The sequence below is a fragment of the Halocynthiibacter sp. genome (genome assembly GCF_049608145.1).
Classification (GTDB): Bacteria; Pseudomonadota; Alphaproteobacteria; order Rhodobacterales; family Rhodobacteraceae; genus Halocynthiibacter.
The window spans coordinates 24,005-42,059 of record NZ_JBMYXF010000019.1; the positions used below are offsets into that span (position 1 = coordinate 24,005).

Annotated in this window: 15 protein-coding genes; 8 read left to right on the plus strand and 7 right to left on the minus strand. The window is 54.4% G+C overall.

Annotated elements, in window-relative coordinates:
* Window positions 1–5 precede the first annotated feature (5 nt).
* Together ACPGUT_RS07895 and ACPGUT_RS07900 are read right to left on the minus strand one after the other, a co-directional pair.
* Complete coding sequence (locus tag ACPGUT_RS07895; RefSeq protein WP_423990161.1) at window positions 6–761, minus strand: ABC transporter ATP-binding protein; 756 nt, start codon at window positions 759–761, stop codon at window positions 6–8.
* Between the two features lie 142 nt (window positions 762–903).
* On the minus strand, window positions 904–2,913 hold the full coding sequence (locus ACPGUT_RS07900) for an AMP-binding protein (protein ID WP_423990163.1): 2,010 nt from the start codon (window positions 2,911–2,913) through the stop codon (window positions 904–906).
* A gap of 236 nt (window positions 2,914–3,149) precedes the next feature.
* Between ACPGUT_RS07900 and ACPGUT_RS07905 the strand changes: the two genes are divergently transcribed.
* Genes ACPGUT_RS07905 through ACPGUT_RS07925 form a run of 5 tightly spaced genes read left to right on the plus strand, consistent with a single transcriptional unit; the run spans window position 3,150 to window position 6,792 of the window.
* Window positions 3,150–3,497 carry a Lin0512 family protein gene (locus ACPGUT_RS07905; protein WP_423990111.1) on the plus strand — a complete coding sequence of 116 codons (348 nt, stop codon included), beginning with the start codon at window positions 3,150–3,152 and terminating at the stop codon, window positions 3,495–3,497.
* Window positions 3,494–3,850 (plus strand): Lin0512 family protein, encoded by a 357-nt coding sequence (locus ACPGUT_RS07910; RefSeq protein ID WP_423990113.1) that lies wholly within the window; start codon window positions 3,494–3,496, stop codon window positions 3,848–3,850. The genes ACPGUT_RS07905 and ACPGUT_RS07910 overlap by 4 nt, the downstream gene beginning before the upstream one ends.
* A 9-nt stretch (window positions 3,851–3,859) precedes the next feature.
* The gene (locus ACPGUT_RS07915; RefSeq protein ID WP_423990115.1) at window positions 3,860–5,797 is read left to right on the plus strand and encodes a PAS-domain containing protein; all 1,938 of its coding nucleotides are present in this window, start codon (window positions 3,860–3,862) and stop codon (window positions 5,795–5,797) included.
* Window positions 5,794–6,501 (plus strand): response regulator transcription factor, encoded by a 708-nt coding sequence (locus tag ACPGUT_RS07920; protein WP_423990117.1) that lies wholly within the window; start codon window positions 5,794–5,796, stop codon window positions 6,499–6,501. The genes ACPGUT_RS07915 and ACPGUT_RS07920 overlap by 4 nt, the downstream gene beginning before the upstream one ends.
* A gap of 60 nt (window positions 6,502–6,561) precedes the next feature.
* Complete coding sequence (locus ACPGUT_RS07925) at window positions 6,562–6,792, plus strand: WGR domain-containing protein (RefSeq protein ID WP_423990119.1); 231 nt, start codon at window positions 6,562–6,564, stop codon at window positions 6,790–6,792.
* A gap of 34 nt (window positions 6,793–6,826) precedes the next feature.
* On the opposite strand, the gene ACPGUT_RS07930 is transcribed toward ACPGUT_RS07925, so the two are convergent.
* Genes ACPGUT_RS07930 through ACPGUT_RS07940 form a run of 3 tightly spaced genes read right to left on the minus strand, consistent with a single transcriptional unit; the run spans window position 6,827 to window position 9,660 of the window.
* Complete coding sequence (locus tag ACPGUT_RS07930) at window positions 6,827–7,966, minus strand: saccharopine dehydrogenase family protein (protein ID WP_423990121.1); 1,140 nt, start codon at window positions 7,964–7,966, stop codon at window positions 6,827–6,829.
* A 12-nt stretch (window positions 7,967–7,978) separates the two neighbouring features.
* The gene (locus tag ACPGUT_RS07935; protein ID WP_423990123.1) at window positions 7,979–9,037 is read right to left on the minus strand and encodes a saccharopine dehydrogenase; all 1,059 of its coding nucleotides are present in this window, start codon (window positions 9,035–9,037) and stop codon (window positions 7,979–7,981) included.
* On the minus strand, window positions 9,034–9,660 hold the full coding sequence (locus ACPGUT_RS07940; RefSeq protein WP_423990165.1) for a glutathione S-transferase family protein: 627 nt from the start codon (window positions 9,658–9,660) through the stop codon (window positions 9,034–9,036). Before ACPGUT_RS07940 ends, ACPGUT_RS07935 begins: the two co-directional genes overlap by 4 nt.
* Before the next feature lie 194 nt (window positions 9,661–9,854).
* Here ACPGUT_RS07940 and fdhF point away from each other — a divergent pair, with 194 nt between their 5' ends.
* The 3 genes from fdhF to ACPGUT_RS07955 all read left to right on the plus strand — a co-directional run bounded on the left by fdhF (window position 9,855) and on the right by ACPGUT_RS07955 (window position 14,914).
* Window positions 9,855–12,629, plus strand: coding sequence for a formate dehydrogenase subunit alpha (fdhF, locus tag ACPGUT_RS07945; RefSeq protein WP_423990125.1), 2,775 nt, complete (start codon window positions 9,855–9,857; stop codon window positions 12,627–12,629).
* Window positions 12,630–12,803: 174 nt separating this feature from the next.
* A complete protein-coding gene (locus ACPGUT_RS07950; RefSeq protein ID WP_423990127.1) occupies window positions 12,804–13,838 on the plus strand; it encodes a Hint domain-containing protein in 1,035 nt (344 codons plus the stop codon).
* Window positions 13,839–14,074: 236 nt separating this feature from the next.
* Window positions 14,075–14,914 (plus strand): DUF481 domain-containing protein, encoded by an 840-nt coding sequence (locus ACPGUT_RS07955; protein WP_423990129.1) that lies wholly within the window; start codon window positions 14,075–14,077, stop codon window positions 14,912–14,914.
* 48 nt (window positions 14,915–14,962) lie between these two features.
* Here ACPGUT_RS07955 and ACPGUT_RS07960 read toward each other — a convergent pair whose 3' ends face one another.
* A complete protein-coding gene (locus tag ACPGUT_RS07960) occupies window positions 14,963–16,183 on the minus strand; it encodes a DNA recombination protein RmuC (RefSeq protein ID WP_423990131.1) in 1,221 nt (406 codons plus the stop codon).
* Complete coding sequence (gene mutL, locus ACPGUT_RS07965; RefSeq protein ID WP_423990133.1) at window positions 16,180–18,051, minus strand: DNA mismatch repair endonuclease MutL; 1,872 nt, start codon at window positions 18,049–18,051, stop codon at window positions 16,180–16,182. The genes ACPGUT_RS07960 and mutL overlap by 4 nt, the downstream gene beginning before the upstream one ends.
* Between the last annotated feature and the right edge of the window lie 4 nt (window positions 18,052–18,055).

Here is an 18,055-nt window from a genome sequence, read left to right on the forward strand (position 1 = left end):
CCCCCTTAATGCGCCACGCCGAGATAGGCGTCGATCACATCCTGGTTGTTGCGCACCTCATCCGGTGTGCCGTCCCCGATTTTCTTGCCGTAATCCATCACAACCACGCGGTCAGACAGATCCATCACAACGCCCATATCGTGTTCAATTAGGGCGATGGTGGTGCCAAATTCATCATTCACATCCAAGATAAAGCGGCTCATGTCCTCTTTTTCTTCAACGTTCATGCCGGCCATCGGTTCGTCCAACAGCAGGATTTTGGGTTCCGCCGCCAAAGCACGTGCAAGTTCGACACGCTTTTTTAAACCATAGGGCAAACGGCCCACCGGTGTTTTGCGGATGTTCTGGATCTCCAGAAAATCGATCACTTTCTCAACAACTTCACGATGCTCGGCTTCTTCACGTTGGGCTTTCCCCCACCAAAGCCCCTGGCTTAACAACGAGGATTTCATGTGGGTCAGTCGACCAGTCATGATGTTGTCCAACGTGCTCATGCCTTCAAAAAGCGCGATGTTCTGGAAAGTCCGTGCAACGCCCTGACGGGCAATTTCAAACGGTTTCATCAAAGGACGCGGCGCGCCCTGATACCAGACCTGACCTTCGGAAGGCGTATAGAAACCCGAAATCACGTTTAACATGGAGGATTTACCTGCACCGTTTGGCCCGATGATCGCGCGAATTTCGCCCTGACGGATATCAAACGAAATGTTTTTGATCGCCACCACACCGCCAAACCGCAGGGTGATGTTTTTCATTTCCATAACCACACCGCCGATCTCGCGACCGTCTTCTGTGGTGTAAGGTTCTACGCTTGTGTTCACAGCGCCCACTCCTTCATCTTTCCGGAAATACTCCCGCCGGAGGCTTCCACTGCGGCAACGCAGCACATGTTTTGAATTTCCATCATTCCGCAGCCATTTTCTGATTGGCTTGAACTTCGACATCGCGCAGTTCCAGCGTGGCGGAAATCGAACCCTTGCGACCATCTTCATAGGTCACTTCGGTCACGGTCGAGACTTCGGTTGAGCCATCATAAAGCGCTGTGATCAGATCATGGAACTTCTCGGCCACGATCTTACGGCGCACCTTACGTGTCCGTGTCATTTCACCGTCATCCGCATCCAGTTCCTTGTGTAAGATCAGAAAGCGGTGGATCTGACAGCCAGACAACATTGGATCCTGGGCAACAGATTTGTTCACCTCGGCGATATGGCTCTGGATTGAACCGTAAACCTCAGGATGTCCTGCAAGTTCCTGGTAAGATGCATAGGCAATGTTGTTGCGCTCTGCCCAGTTGCCCACGGCGGTCAGGTCGATGTTGATGAAAGCAGTACACGTGTCACGCCCATCACCAAAGACCACGGCCTCAAGGATGTCAGGGAAGAATTTCAGCTTGTTTTCAACGTATTTAGGCGCAAACAAACGACCATCCGACATTTTCCCAACATCTTTCGCCCGGTCAATGATACGCAGATGCCCCGTGTCCTCTTCAAAGAAGCCCGCATCACCGGTTGCAACCCAGCCTTCAGGGTCTTTGGTATCTGCGGTGCTTTCAGGGTTTTTGTAATATTCTACAAAAGTGCCCGGCGAACGATAGAAGACCTCGCCATTGTCACCGATTTTAACCTCAACGCCAGGGGAAGGCACACCAACAGTATCGTTGCGCACCTGACCATCCGGTTGCTGGGTGATGAACACGCCTGCTTCGGTCTGACCGTAAAGTTGTTTCAGGTTGATGCCCAGTGAACGGTAGAATTCGAAAATCTCAGGACCAATCGCTTCGCCCGCGGTGTAGCCCACGCGTACTTTGGAAAAGCCAAGCGCAGATTTCAGCGGGCCATATGTTGTGACCTCGCCGACCGCATATTTCAGCTTGTCCATCAGACCAACGCTTTCGCCATCCAGCATCGCGGGGCCGACTTTTTTCGCGTGGTTCATGAAGTAATGGAACAGCTTCCGTTTGAAGTTGCTGGCATCTTCCATGCGGATCATGACTTGGGTCAGTTGGGTTTCAAAGATGCGCGGGGGCGCAAAGTAATAAGATGGGCCGATTTCACGCAGATCGGTCATCATGGTTTCCGGGCTTTCCGGACAGTTCACACAGAAACCCGTCCACATCGCCTGCCCCATGGAAAAGATGAAATCACCCACCCAGGCCATCGGCAGATACGCTAGGATTTCTTCATCACGCTTAAGGTGATCAAAGTCAGATGAATTCTGCGCGGTGACCACGATGTTGCGGTTTGATAGCACAACACCCTTAGGCTTGCCCGTGGTGCCGGATGTGTACAGCATCACACAGGTGGTATCCCATGTGGCAGCTTCCACGCGACGCTTCAGTTCTTTTTCGAATTCATCAAACGCAGCGCGCCCCTGAATCTGAACATGTTCGTATTCATGCAGGCGCGAGTGATCGTATTTACGCATGCCACGGGGATCGAGATAGATCATATGTTCGAACTGGTGCAGGTCTTCCTGCACTTCGATCACTTTATCCACCTGTTCCTGATCGCCGGCGATGACAAAACGCGCACCGCAATGGCCCAGAACATAAGCCATCTCTTCGGCGTTAGCGTCCTGATACAGCGGCACTGGAATCGCGCCGACCATCTGAGCGGCAACCATGGACCAATACAGATACGGGCGGTTGCGCCCGATCACGGCGATATAATCACCTTCGTTTACACCCAAGTTCAGCAGACCAAGGGCAAGCGCTTCGATTTCCTCCGCAGCGTCTTCCCAGGTCCAGCTTTGCCAGATGCCATATTCTTTTTCACGATACGCCGGAGCATTTTTGAATTCACGTGCGTTGCGGGCCAGAAGCGCGGGCACAGAGTTCAGCTCAGCGAATTTTGCCTGCTCGAGAACGGATTTCTCGGGCTTTGCAACTTTCCCCAGATGGGCGGTCGACATAGACAAGTTCTTTTCCTCCCTGACGCGCAAATGGCGTCTGCAACACAGCTCATAACAACGGCTGGATGATTCCCTGCCGAAAGCTTCGCGTGTTTTCCCTGACAAAGAAACTCTGCGCTAAAGTTTTCCCCAGTTTTTCCCAATCCTAACAAATTGTAACAAGTCATACCGGGAAACCACGGGGTTTGTGATCCTGGGGAAATATGTCTAACAGTTGGACAACACAGGAGGATGCCATGGCGAAGCAAAGGGTAGCGGTGGAGTTTGGGATGGGCACGTCCCTGCGCCGGGAAGACTATACAAAGGCTGCGGTAAGTGCCTTAAAAGATGCGCTTTGGCATAATTCCCTGACGATGGCACAGGCCTTTGGCTTTCCCAAAGAAGCCATGCTTGTTGATGTGGAAGTTGCCGTGCAGGAACCCGAAAAAGTGGACTTGAACGCGCTGAAAGATGTGCTTCCCTATGGGACGCATACGTTCACTGCGGTGCATGGGGGGCTGGATATTGCAAAACCTGATGGTGGAAAAACCGTCATCGCCAACGCCGCTGTGGTGGTGTCATTCGATATGGAGCCGGTTCAATGAAACGACTGATTCTTGAGATGGGTATGGGCAATGACCTGTACGGTATGGATTACACAAAAGCTGCGAAACGTGCCGTAGAAGATGCGTTTCGCCATTCAACCCTCAGCATTTTTCAGTCACTTGATCTTGATAGTGCGCAGATGGAAGTACGGGTCACGGTTGGGGTTTCTGAACCGGAAAAAGTGGACTGTGCTGCTGTTGCGGCTATTTTGCCGCGTGGCAAAGCAACGGTCACCGCTGTTAAGGGCGGACAGAATGTCGATGACCCGGGCAATGGCACTGCGCATGTCATTGCCACCGCGGCTGTTGAGGCGCTGTATCCGGTGATGCCGGAAAACTGGAAGTTAAGTTAGAGGGATCTTATGGCCGGGAAAGTGATCAAAACTGCTGATCTGACACAGGCCGGCCTGAACCTGATCGCGCAGGCAATTTCGATCTATGATGGCGACCTGCGGCTGGCAGTTTCCAATCGCCGGTTTCAGGAAATGTTTGATTTGCCTGAAAAATATGTCACCCCAGGCGCGACTTTTGAAGACACGATCCGTCTATTGCTGGAACGTGGCGAATATGGTGAAATCGACGATATCGATTCCGCACTAAAAATACGGGTGGATCAGGCGCGGGCGTTTGAAGCGCATTATCTTGAACGCACACGTCCAGATGGTCGAACCATTGCGGTGGAAGGCAACCCATTGCCACAAGGCGGATGGGTAACAGTTTACACCGATATTACCAGCACGCGAAAACAGGAAGAACTGCTGCGCGCCCGGTCTGAGGTTCTGTCAGATCAGCTGCTGGATCATGCGGAAAAATTGTCCAAAACCAATCGCGAACTGGAAGCAACAATCACCCGGTTGGAAGAAACGAAACACCAACTGACCGAGATGGAAGCCCGCACACGGACCACCACCGAAATGATGCCCGCCCATATTGCCCATGTGGATACGGACTATCTATATACGTTTTCCAACCGTCAGTTGGGAACTGTCATGCCGGGTCGCGCCAGTGATATCTTGGGTGCACGCATCGATGATACTTTGGGTGACAGTGCGTGGAAACATATCGGCCCGCAGCTTGAAAAAGCTTTTCGTGGCAAGGCCAGCGCGTTTGAATTTACGGATGAAGATAGCTCTCGCCGTATCCGAACGGCATTCACTCCGGATGACCGGGGCGGCGAAATCGACGGCGTATATATTCTGACCACCGATGTCACAGAAGAAAGCCAGGCCCGCGCAGCGCTTGCCCAAACGCACAAACGGGAACTTGCGGCGCAACTGACATCTGGCTTGGCCCATGATTTCGCCAATCTTCTGACTATTATTCTGGGTCTGCAATCGCGGCTCGCGCGGATGGAATTACGAGAAGATGGACAGGAACTGATTGCGGCTACACAGGCAACTGTGCGGCGTGGTGGACGTATTCTGGACCGGATTGCACAGATGTCTGGGCATCGCGAAGTTAAGCTGGTGGCGACAGATCTTTCGGCGTTTTTGAATGATATCCGTCTGCTGGCCCGCCCGACTTTGCCGGATCACATAAAGCTTGAAATTTATCGCTGTGATGTCGGTGGTGCACTTATGCTGGACGCGGGTTTTTTGCAGGACAGTCTTCTGAACCTGCTGTTGAACGCCGGCCACGCGATTGGCGATACACCCGGGAAAATCACGGTCACCACCGCCACGGTCCGCGACACCTGGTTGGATGTGTCGGTTGAAGACACAGGCCCGGGTTTTTCCGATGAAGCTTTGGAACGTGCACTAGATCCGTTCTTCACCACCAAAGGCGAAGAAGGTTCCGGTCTGGGCCTGTCCATGGTTTACGACATGACCCGATCCGCAGGTGGCCAGATCTATCTGAAAAATACCGAAAACGGGGCACGGATTACCCTGCGTTTGCCCCTGCGACCCGCTGCCGGGGACATGAAGCCAGGCCTTGTTCTTCTGGTGGAAGACAGCGATGATATCCGGTGTTCTGTACGCGAAATGCTGATGGATCTGGGGCACACAGTTATTGAAGCCAGCAGCGCGGAAGAAGGCGAAACGCTTGCGCAGGTTTCTGGCGTTGATCTGATCCTGTCTGATATCTCTCTGGCCGGAAGTGCCAGAACTGGTGTTGAAATGCTGGATCACCTGGCGGCTTCTGGCGTTGGCGCACCTGGTCATCTGATGACATCTCTGCCTGCCGGTGACGCCACCCGACAAGATGGCGAAAGCCGTTATCCACTTATCCGTAAACCCTTCAACGTGCAGGAACTTTCCGGGTTTCTGCGCATGAACCACAAAGGGAAAGACGCCACATGAACCAGCCTGCCCCAATGATCGCTATTCTCGATGATGAACCAGAAATCCGCACCATGTTGTCCGATGCGTTGCAGGATGCCGGGTTTCGCACTGCTAGCTTTGGTCGTGCGACTGAATTCGAAGCCGCGCTTGCACGCACGGCGCCCGATGTCTGCCTTGTCGATCTTGGTTTGCCAGATAAGGACGGCCTGGCGCTTGTTCATCGGTTGGCACTGGAAAGTGGTGCTGCGATAATCATTATTTCCGGTCGCGCCCAGGTGCAGGATCGGGTGACCGGGCTGGAATTGGGGGCTGATGATTATATTATTAAGCCCTTTGATCCGGCCGAAGTTGTCGCGCGTGTCCGCGCCCGTCTGCGCAGTGGGAAAGAGGCCGGCAAAAGCGTATCCATCGCCCGGTTTGAAGGCTGGGAAGCACAATTTGAACGTTATGTTCTGGTGGATACAGAGGGCAAAGAAACGCCGTTTTCCCATGCCGAGGGCGAGGTTTTGCGCCTGTTTCTGGAAAGCCCTAAACGCCTGATTTCACGCGCGCAAATGCAGGAAAATCTGGGCGGGGCAGCGGGTGAAAGTTTTGATCGGGCGATGGATGTGCGTATTTCACGGCTGCGCACAAAATTGGGCGAAGATCCAAAAAATCCCCGCCTGATTAAGACGATCTATGGCGCGGGTTATATCTTTCTCGGGGATGTTAGCTGGGGGTGAACCTGCCTAGGTTTTATCACTGGCTTGCGCTTGCGAATCACCCTGGATAGAATCGCCGACATGGCAGTGTGTTTCTTACAGCGGGCGCCCTCGTTAAAAGGCGGGCCCAGATTTTACCGGATCGCGATTGAAAGCAATCTCTTCGGGGAATGGTCTGTTGTGTTTGATTGGGGCATTTGCGGTTGCCGTGGGACACGACGGATCAAACTGTTCAATGACCTGCGCGCGGCATCATTGGCCGCGGACGTATCCCGAAATCGAATGCTATCAAAAGGTTACGACCGGGCGTAAAGCGCTGCCCCAATTATAGGACAGCGCGAATTTCTTAGACGTGATCAACAACAGTGACGTGTTGGGCAAGTTTGCCAACCTCGGTCATCATGCGATCAATCAGCTCTGGCTGATGTGGTGCAGGGCTGACGCCTGGTTCAATTTCACCGTCAAGAACCGCATCAATTGCCATGGAAAGCGGCACAGACACCAGGCGCGCCATGGCGGTGCCGCGCGCATCACCCCAGCCATCCATGACATAGGTTTTGTGATAAACGCTTTCGCCCGCTTTTTCCGCCTGCAGCGCCACACACATGACAACGCGGTCCGCTTCGCCTTCGTCATAGGCGTTGTCGTTCCAGAAACCGTCTGACATTTCTTTCAGGCGTGCATCACCTGCGGCACCTTCCAATGTCTCAACTTCGCGGAACACATCAGACCAGGCGTCAGCCCAACCGTTCAGGCGCAGGGTGCCGCGCACAAAGGTTTTGACCTTCCAATCCGCGTCAAACTGGTAATCCTGAATAAACGGCAGGGAATCGCGGTTTGGGTAAACCTCAAAGCTTTCCGCAGTTTGCAGCGGGGCCTCGTATGATGTGATCGCATCCCAGGGGCGCTCTACGTCAAATTCTTTGAAATCCTTCATGGATTTGGAGGGAGAGCGCAAAGCTTTCAGCACGCCCAGCGGGGACCAGCTGAACTTATAGCGGAAATCATTGGCAACCTTTGGGATGCCGCCGCAATAGGAAATGAAGGTCAGTTCATTGTCGGCGTCATAGGCTTCAGAGGCGCGGTAATCCGCAACCAGCCAATGGGCCATCAAGTGGTCAATGCCGGGATCAAGGCCGACTTCATTTATGCTACAAAGACCGGCATCTTTGAACGCGCCATCAAGGGCTTTCATCTCAGGTGCGATATAGCTTGAAGAGGCGAAATGCGCTTTGTTTTCCAGGCAGATCTTAGCAACTGGAACATGCAGGTCGCCCGGCAACATAGACACCACAAGATCGCCCGGTTGCACAGCGTCGTTCAGCGCATCCATATCAAAGGCGCGAATGTTGTCGGTCAGATCGCCCACGGCTTCGCGGGCTTTCTCAGTGGTTCGGTTCCAGACGCAAACCTCGCGCCCGTTTTCGATCAAACGGCGCAGGCCGGGAATTGCGGACAGGCCAGTGCCACACCAGTGAATAGTCATTGCAGGATCCTCTCAGATGTCTTGCGTGTGTTCATTAAAATCGGCAGCCGCCCGGCCCCAAACACCTGACGTCAGATCAGTCAGGGTCAGCAGAGACGGCAAAAGTTGTTCCGCGAAATCCTCGCTGGATTCACGCGGCAGCATGGACGGCAGGTTGTCGATCGCGGTGACATCCAGCACTGGGTTTTCATGCACGCGCAGGGCGGGTGCGTCCCAGGTGGTGGCTTGGTCATAGACCGGCACAGGGTTGTAATCACTGTCCGGATCACAGGCGACGTCACCGATAACGGTCAATTTTCGGTCTGCATCTTTGGCGCTGACGGGCACAAATACGGGTGTGCCGGGGCGGGCCAAAATGCAGTTGATGAACAGGTCATGGTCCAAGATTTCCGGGAAAGGTCCGCCGCTTGCGGTTTCCGCCATATCCCAACGGGTGACCTTTGATCCCATCGTTTCCAGCAGATCGCCCGCGCCTGTGCCAACCCGGCCAAGCGCACCGATGATGATCGCGGAAGGGGCTGTGGTGTTTAGCGCCGTGATTTCAGATTTCAGCTCAGCCACCAGCGCGTCTTTGTTTTTGTAAACGCCAACTGATCCGCAGATTTTGCCCTGTTTCTGGGCAATCCAAGATTTCAGGGACACGGCGGCACCAGCGAAGCCCGCCCAATAGCCAAATGCAGCCACACGACGGCCGGTTTCATCAACCAAATATTCAAGATCGTAGAGGGTTCCACCGCCAGCCTTAAAGCGTTCCAGCAGGGCGCGACCAGAGAACTGACCTTTATAAGCATGGCCAAACATGATGTGGCGATGGGGCAAAGCGGTGCCATCTTCGGGCAGCTCTTTCAGGCCGAAAATGATTGCGTCTGTCGGGGCCTGCGGCCATGAATTTTCCGCCGCAATTTCAGCGCCTGCATCGCGGTAACCATCCAGTCCAATCGCGCGGACAGAACTTTCTTCAACCGTCACCCGGATGCCTGATTTGATCAGGGCGGCAACACCTTCTGGGGTGATGCCTACACGTTCTTCATTTTCGCGCTGCTCCGCGCGGACCCACAGATGTGTTGTCATATTCTAATCTCCGGCAGGAGGCCCTGCTTCAGTGCTGTCTGCACGCTTTCACGCCCAGCGATACGGGTGAAATGTGCATTTAATTTCGGATAGTTGGTGATATCCACGCCATCGCCTTTCAGCCAGGTGCAGATGGTAAACAGATAAAGATCGGCAAGGCTCAGGGCATCGCCACAGACGAATTCGCCTGACAATTGTTCCTCAACCCAGGCACAGGATGCAGCCATGGTTTCAGGCACTTTTGCCGTCATGTCCTTGTGCGATATTTCCTGGTCCGCCCAGCGGTGTCCGCGCAGTTTATGGGCGTGGTTCACATGCATGGTAGAGGCCAAGTAATACATCATTTCATGCATGCGTGCGGCAGCGTCTGGAGCATTTGGAATAAGCCCCGCATCAGGCGCAAGACGGGCGATATATTCAAGGATCGCGCCGGTTTCTGTCAGCACACCAAAATCTGTGATCAGCGCGGGAACGCGGCCCTTTGGGTTGACCTTCAAGTATGATTCGCTTTGCTGTTCTGCCGTACCAAAGTTGACAGGCAGAAACGCCACCTCCAGCCCGCTTTCCAGCAGCGCAAGAACAGATGCACCGGCAATTGTGCCGGGGGCGAAATATAGTTGCAAAGCCATAAGCCCCTCCTTTGCGATTCTGTCGATGTCTAGTGAAGAATCCCTGCCTTGCCAATGGTGCGCAGGGGACCTTCTGTCGCGCGATGTATAACCACTGACGCATTTGTGCTTATAAGTGGCGCTATGGGGGTTTGGATGATTGCGCTTTTTCGGGTAAAATCGCGGGAACTACAGGAAAGAGAGCCAGCATGTCCGATAAGATCAAATTTACCCTGGACGGCCAGCAGGTCGAAGCGAACCCCGGCGAAACCATCTGGGAAGTGGCCAATGGCCGCGGTCTTGTGATCCCGCATCTGTGCCACAAACCGGCCCCCGGCTATCGTCCGGATGGCAATTGTCGTGCTTGCATGGTGGATATCGAAGGCGAACGCACACTGGCGGCCTCCTGTATTCGCGAACCTTCTGAGGGCATGGTTGTTACCACCGACAATGCGCGCGCAACAGCGGCACGTAAGATGGTTCTGGAAATGCTGGTCACCGATCAACCGGATCGTGAAGAAGCCCGCGACAAATCCAGCCACCTCTGGGATATGGCGGATCTGAACGAGATTTCCGAAAGCCGCTTTCCCAAGCTGGAAGAAGGTCGCATTCCGCTGCTTGATGACAGTCATGTTGCGATGAACGTGAATCTCGACGCCTGTATTTCCTGTAACCTTTGCGTGCGTGCCTGTCGCGAAGTTCAAGTTAACGACGTGATTGGCATGGCTGGCCGTGGTCACGATGCTTACCCTGTGTTTGACGTTGCTGATGACATGGGCGCGTCTTCCTGTGTGGCCTGTGGCGAATGTGTGCAGGCCTGCCCAACCGGTGCATTGATGCCAGCCGCACTGCTGGATGAAGCCCAGGTGGGTGACAGCAAAGATTACGATTCAGAAACCGAAAGCGTCTGCCCATTCTGTGGTGTTGGCTGCCTCGTGTCGCTGAAAGTAAAAGATGGCAAAGTGAAATCCGTCGAAGGCATCAATGGCCCGGCAAATGAAGGTCGTCTTTGTGTCAAAGGCCGCTTTGGTTTCGACTATATCCACCATGATCACCGTCTGACCAAACCACTGATCCGTCGCGATGATGCGCCTGCAAAGGGCCTGAACGTCGATCCCGGCAATCTGATGACCCACTTCCGCGAGGCGACGTGGGAAGAAGCCATGGAAAAGGCCGCTGGCGGCATGGCGAACCTGGCCCAGGCCCATGGGGGCCGTGCGATTGCGGGCTTTGGTTCTGCGAAATGCACCAACGAGGAAGCTTACCTGTTCCAAAAGCTGATCCGTCAGGGTTTCAAGCACAATAACGTCGATCATTGTACACGTCTGTGTCACGCGTCTTCTGTGGCGGCGTTGATCGAAAACGTCGGTTCCGGTGCGGTGACCGCGACCTTTAACGAGATCGAAAATGCCGACGTGGCAATCACCATCGGCTGTAACCCAATCGAAAACCACCCGGTTGCGGCGACCTATTTCAAACAGTTCACCAAACGCGGTGGCAAGCTGATCGTGATGGATCCACGTGGTGTTGGGATGCGCAAATTTGCCTCTCACATGCTGCAATTCCGTCCGGGTGCAGATGTCGCGCTTTTGAACTCAATCATGCATGTGATTGTCGAAGAAAAACTGTACGATCAACAGTATATCGAAACCTACACCGAAAACTGGGAAGCGGAAAAAGCCCATCTGGCCGATTTCAGCCCCGAGAAGATGGAAGCGATTTCCGGCATTGACCCAGAAACCATCCGTGAAGTTGCCCGTATTTATGCCGGTGCAAAATCTGCGCTGATCTTCTGGGGTATGGGCGTGTCCCAGCACATTCACGGCACCGATAACTCGCGCTGTCTCATCAGCCTTGCATTGATGTGTGGTCAAGTTGGTCGCCCTGGTTCCGGCCTGCATCCGTTGCGTGGTCAGAACAACGTACAGGGTGCGTCTGACGCGGGCCTGATCCCGATGTTCCTGCCGGATTACCAGACTGTGACCGACGATCAGATCCGTGATGATTTCACCAGTGTCTGGGGATCAGATGATTTCAGCAATGAAAAAGGCCTGACCGTCACCGAGATCGTCGATCAGGTTTATGCGGGCAATATCAAAGGCATGTATATCCAGGGTGAAAACCCGGCCATGTCTGACCCGGATGCAGAACACGCCCGTGATGCATTTGCAAAGCTTGATCTGATGGTTGTGCAGGATATCTTCCTGACCGAAACCGCGAACTATGCGGATGTGATTTTGCCGGCTTCTGCGTTGTATGAAAAGACAGGGACAGTTTCCAATACCAACCGTCAGGTGCAAATGGTACGCCCCGCTGTTGCCCCCCCGGGTGAAGCGCGCGAAGATTGGGCGATCACCACGGAATTGGCACAGCGTTTGGGCCTTGGCTGGACCTACACACATCCAAGCGAGATTTTCGCTGAGATGAAGCTGAACATGAAATCCCTGAACAACATCACTTGGGAACGTCTGGAACATGGCACGGTTGGTTATCCATCCCTGTCTCCGACCGATCCTGGTCAGGCAGTGGTGTTTGGCGATGGCTTCCCACGCCCAGATGGCCGTGCGAAGTTCACCCCTGCCGCCGTGATTGCACCGGATGAAGCACCTGATGCAGATTTCCCGATGATCATGACAACAGGTCGCCAGCTGGAACATTGGCATACGGGGTCTATGACCCGTCGTTCACTGGTTTTGGATGCGGTTGAACCAGAAGCAAACTGTTCCCTGCACCCCAAAACCCTGCGTCGTTTGGGTGTTGAGGCCGGTGAAATGGTGCGCCTGTCCACGCGTCGGGGTTCCATTGAAATCATGGCCCGCGCTGACCGCGCCGTTGCAGAAGACATGGTGTTCGTGCCTTTCGCCTACGTAGAAGCAGCGGCAAATGTGCTGACCAACCCAGCGATTGACCCATATGGTAAAATCCCGGAGTTTAAATTCTCAGCGGTGAAAGTTGAAAAAGCTCAGGCAATTGCTGCTGAATAAGCTTTCAGATTAGCGCGAAATAGAAAACCCGCTGGAAACAGCGGGTTTTTTCATGTCTTTTGGAATGAATTTCGTGATTTAATCACCCTAAGGTTTAATTGTGCCCGCAAATGTGATTTACTATTCGTTAATAAAAAAACGAAGCAGTAAAATACAGTACAGGACACCAGAGGAATGGCAGATCCATTCATCTCTGAAATCAAGTACACCGGGAGTGGAAACGAAGATTTTGTAGAAGTCTTTGTTGACGCAGGCACGTCTGTTTCTGGCCTGGAACTTGAAATCTACAACCCTTCCGGCACGCTGCGAAGCGTGAGCGGTTTTGGCGCGCCCGTTAATACGGTGAACGGCAAAGATATCTACATCATTGATAACGTATCAGCTGTTCCATCAGGCTCTTTTGTTCCATTTAACGGGTTACATCGTTTCGGGGCCGTCGCGCTGGTTCAAAATGGAACGGTGCTGCAGTTCAATTCCTTCACCGAAGGTGGCGTTGTGACTGCCGTCACCCCACCCGGCACCGCAACGGGCACAAGTACCGTGATCGGCACTGCCGGTGCAGGGAGTTCCCTGAGTGGCAACCCGACGGATGGTTATGTCACTACAACACCGCCCACGCCCGGCGGCATGCCTTGTTTCACCAAAGGGACGTTGGTTGATACCATCAGTGGCCCCCGCCCTATAGAAACATTGAAGACAGGGGATCTTGTTCTGACGGTGGACAACGGACCGCAGCCAATCCGCTGGATTGCAGGGCGCAAGGCGGATTTATCAGACCCGGGCCTGTCACATCTGGCCCCGATCTGCATCCCAGCCCATCAGTTTGGTCTGAACAATCCGACATGCGATATCTGGGTGTCCCCCTCACACAGGATCCTGATGCAAAATCCTGATTGCAATATGTTGTTCGGTCAGTCCCAGGTTCTGTCTGCGGCAAAGTTTCTGAAAGGCCGGTCAATACATCAATGCCGGAACATGTCTGATGTCACTTATTACCACATGATGTTTGACGCCCATCAAATCGTCGAAACATCTGGCATGCGCAGTGAAAGTTTTTACCCTGGCGGTGCTGGGCTTGATGTGATCTCGGCTGATTGCCGAGAAGAGCTGTTCACTCTGTTTCCCGCATTGCGGACTGATTTCGCATCCTATGGTCCAACCGCGCGCCAAGATCTGCGCCGCCACGAAGGCCTTCTTCTGGCTGCATAGGCATTCCATTTTCGAATTCCAGAATAACTGTGCGAAAAGTGATCTCTACAGACGTGATCGGCGGATAATAACCCATTTTCCCAATGCGATGGCGGAAGTCTGCGCGAAAGTCCGGTGTAGGGGAAAACGCCCATCTGCTTCCCCTGCAGTACAGGATGGAAGATCTTCATCTGTATCAGCACGAGGCGTCGCCACCCGTTTAGGCGTCCCTGAAGAAACAGTGAAAGTTAGTAATGATGACACATCAGATCACAAAAATCGCAGGCGCTCTGGCGCTGGTAATCGCAGGTGGTTCCGCCGCAGTTGCACAGGAAACCGGCGTGCAGATCACGTCTGATGCGGCAAATGATGCCGTAAAACAAATCGAGACAGATATCCGTGACGACTATGATCGTTCGCGCGATGCAAACCGTTTCAGCAACAACCGCCGCCCTCTTGGCTGGCGCGGGTCTGTGTCTGCTTCTGCAAACGCAACAAGCGGGAACAGCGACACGCTTGACGTAGGCATTGGTGCACGTTTTGGCTACGGCACCGCAAACTGGGATCATGATTTCACTCTGAGCCAGAACTACAGCGAAAGCGAAGGTGCAAAGACTGCAAACACTTTCCTGGGCGCATATGACGCCAGCCGCTATTTCAATGACCGGTTCTATGGCTTTGGCAAATTGCGTTATGCCAAGGATGAATTTGGCGCATTTGAAGAAGATGCATTTGTCGGCGTTGGTCTTGGTTACCGCGTTATCGACAGCGACACCTTCAACTGGCGTGTGCAGGCGGGCCCTGGCTATCGCCTGACCCGTACGCAAGCTGGCGTAAAAGAAGAAGAGGCCGCAGGCCTGATCGGTTCCCGCATGTACTGGAGCCTGAATGACAACGTAACCGTGACCAACGACACGGATGTTCTGTCTTCTTCTGCAGATACACTGGTGTCCAACGATCTGGGCGTGAATGTGTCCCTGTCCGGCCCGCTGTCCCTGCGCACAAGCGTTCGTACAGATTACCACACAGATCCGGCTGCGGGTCAGAAAAGCACCAGCAACACCTTTGGTGTGTCTCTGGTCTACAAATTCAACTGATCTGATTTCAGTTTATCGAAAGGGCGGCCTGCGGGTCGCCCTTTTGCGTTAATCCTGCGGCAGGGGAACAGGCGTTTCCTGGGCATCGGGTGCCAGTTCTTCAAAATCGAAGTTATCCAGCTTTGCGGCGCGTTTGCCAGCCCGTTCTGCGGCGGTATTGATCTTTTCCAGATCGTCGCGTGCCTGGCCGAAATGCGTGTTCAGTTTGCCCACACGTTCCACCACCAGTTCCACATCGCGATGCAACATGCCCAACGTCTTACGAATAGCACCGGCCTGTTCGCGCATGCGGGCGTCTTTCAGAACCGCACGCATGGTGTTCAGGGTGGCCATGCAGGTGGTCGGGGACACGATCCAGACCCGCGCGGCAAAGCCTTCGCGCACAACTTCAGGCAGGCGGGCGTGCAATTCGGCATAGACGGCTTCGGACGGCAGGAACATCAGGGCACCATCTGCCGTTTCCCCGTCGATCAGGTATTTTTCGCTGATGGCTTTGATATGCGCTTTGACCGCCGTGCGCAGACCAGCAAGTGCACGCGCGGCGTCTTCTTTGGTTTCGGCTGCGACCAGGGCTTCGTAGCTTTCCAGCGGAAATTTCGCATCGATCACAATCGGGCCGGGTGGATTCGGCAGGTGGATCAGACAATCGGCGCGTTTGCCATTGGACAGGGTGGCCTGAAATTCATATGCGTCTGACGGCAGGGCCTTGGCAACGATGTCATTCAGCTGAATTTCCCCAAACGCCCCGCGCGTTTGCTTGTTTGACAGAATATCCTGCAGGCCCAGCACGTCACCAGACAGTTTCTCGATATTGCTTTGCGCTTTATCGATCGTCGCAAGACGTTCCTGCAATTGCGTCAGAGAAGCGGTGGTTTGTTTGGATGATCCATGTAGGGTTTCCTTCACCCGTTCCTGCATTTCAGACATGGAATTTGCCGATTTCAGGGCGTTTTCCGCCAGGCGATCCGCCATCTGTTGTTGCACGGTCGCAAGACGGGTTTCCATGCGCTGGATCACCTGGGTCTGCGCGTTGGCCTGGGCGTCAGACACCGATTGCAATTGCCCACCAAGGTGCTGTTGATTGCTGCCCAGCATGCGCATGTCTTCATTCATTTGCATCATTTGGCGTGCCAGTTGTTCGCTGACATCCCCGGCACGTCCGGCGCGTTTCAGCATGACAAAGAGCAGAACAACGACCAGCAACAAAAGAAGTGTGCCAAAGACCGCGGGATCAGTGATGGAATAGGTGGTGTCGCCGATGGTAATCATGTGCGTCCGAACAATCTTTCAATATCTGACAACTTCAGTTCCACATAGGTGGGACGGCCGTGGTTGCATTGCCCGGAATGGGGGGTCGCTTCCATTTCGCGCAGCAATGCATTCATTTCTTCTGCGCGCATGCGTCGGCCGGATCGGATAGATCCATGACAGGCCACGCGCGACAGGATCGCTTCCAGTTTTTCCTGCACCAGCTGACTTTCGCCCAGATCGGAAAGTTCATCCAGCACATCACGCAGCATGTTTTCGGCGTTGATTTCGCCAAGGATCGCAGGGGTTTCACGCACTGCGATGGTGCCGGGACCGAAGGCTTCGATTACCAAACCAAGGCGTGCAAGGTTCTCTGCATGCGCAAGCAAAGCGGCGGCATCCCCATCAGATAGTTCCACAATTTCAGGGATCAGCAAGGCCTGCGACGCCACGCCTTTTTCCGCCATTTGATGTTTCAGTTTCTCATAGACCAAGCGTTCATGTGCCGCGTGCTGATCCACGATCACCATGCCTGTTTCTGTCTGGGCGATGATGTAATTCTCATGCACCTGCGCCCGGGCTGCCCCAAGCGGAAGAGCATCCAGTTGCGGCTGTTCAGCGACGGGTTCAAACCGGGCGGAAGGCATGGACGCCTCTGCAAAACCTGGGGCATCCATCAGCGGGGCCTGCGCGGCATAGGCTGCATCGCGGGCTTGCACCGACGGTGTGTAAGGCGCGGCATAACCGCTGCGACGATCCATCTGATAGACGCGGGGTTGGTCCGTCATTTCCGGACGCATAGCGGACAGGGTTTCGGCAGCAACAGTGGTCGAGGCCCGATGTCCGGCCCCGGTCAACGCAGCGCGCACGGCGGTCACAATCAGGCTGCGCGCAACACCGGGTTCACGAAAGCGTACCTCAGATTTTGCGGGATGCACGTTAACGTCCACGCGGTCTGGTTCGCATTCCAGAAACAACGCAGCGGCAGGATGCCGGTCACGTGACAGGAAATCGGCATAGGCACCGCGCAGGGCCCCGGTCAGCAGTTTATCCCGCACTGGACGGCCATTCACGAACAGGAATTGCGCGACAGCTGCACCCCGTGAATAGGTTGGCAGGGCGGCATATCCTGTCAGGGTGATGCCTTCGCGTTCTGCGTCGATCTTCAAGGCATTTGACGTAAATTCCGGGCCCATCACTTTGGTCAGACGGGTGTGCAGGGCCTCAAATAAATCACCGCTGGCAGCATCTGCACGAAAGGTCACACGACCTTCGCCACCACCCGACACATCGCGCAGGGTAAAACCGATCCAGGGTTCCGCCATGGCAAGACGTTTGATCACATCACCAATTGCCTGGCTTTCTGCGCGGTCGGTGCGCATGAATTTCAACCGTGCAGGTGTCGCATAAAACAGATCACGCAATTCAACCACTGTGCCCTGGTTCAGGGCCGCGGGTTTCACCGGATCCGTGGCACTGCCCGTGACGCGGATTGTTGCGGCGTCATGGCCCTGTGCGCGGGATGTGATTGTTAGTTTCCCAACGGCACCAAGGGACGGCAGGGCTTCGCCTCGGAACCCAAAGGAATGGATGTTCAGCAGGTCAGATCCATCAATTTTGCTGGTGGCATGGCGCGACAGGGCAAGTGGCAGCTGATCCGGAGCAATGCCGCAGCCATTATCCGTGACGCGGATCAGGGTTTTGCCGCCATCTGCAATCGCCACATCAATACGCGTGGCACCCGCGTCAATGGCGTTTTCGACCAGTTCTTTCACGGCACTGGCCGGACGTTCCACGACTTCGCCCGCTGCAATACGGTTGATTGCGGCGTCATCAAGCTGGCGGATCACCGGCGTTTCACGGCTTATATTGGGGTCGGATACAGACATGCCA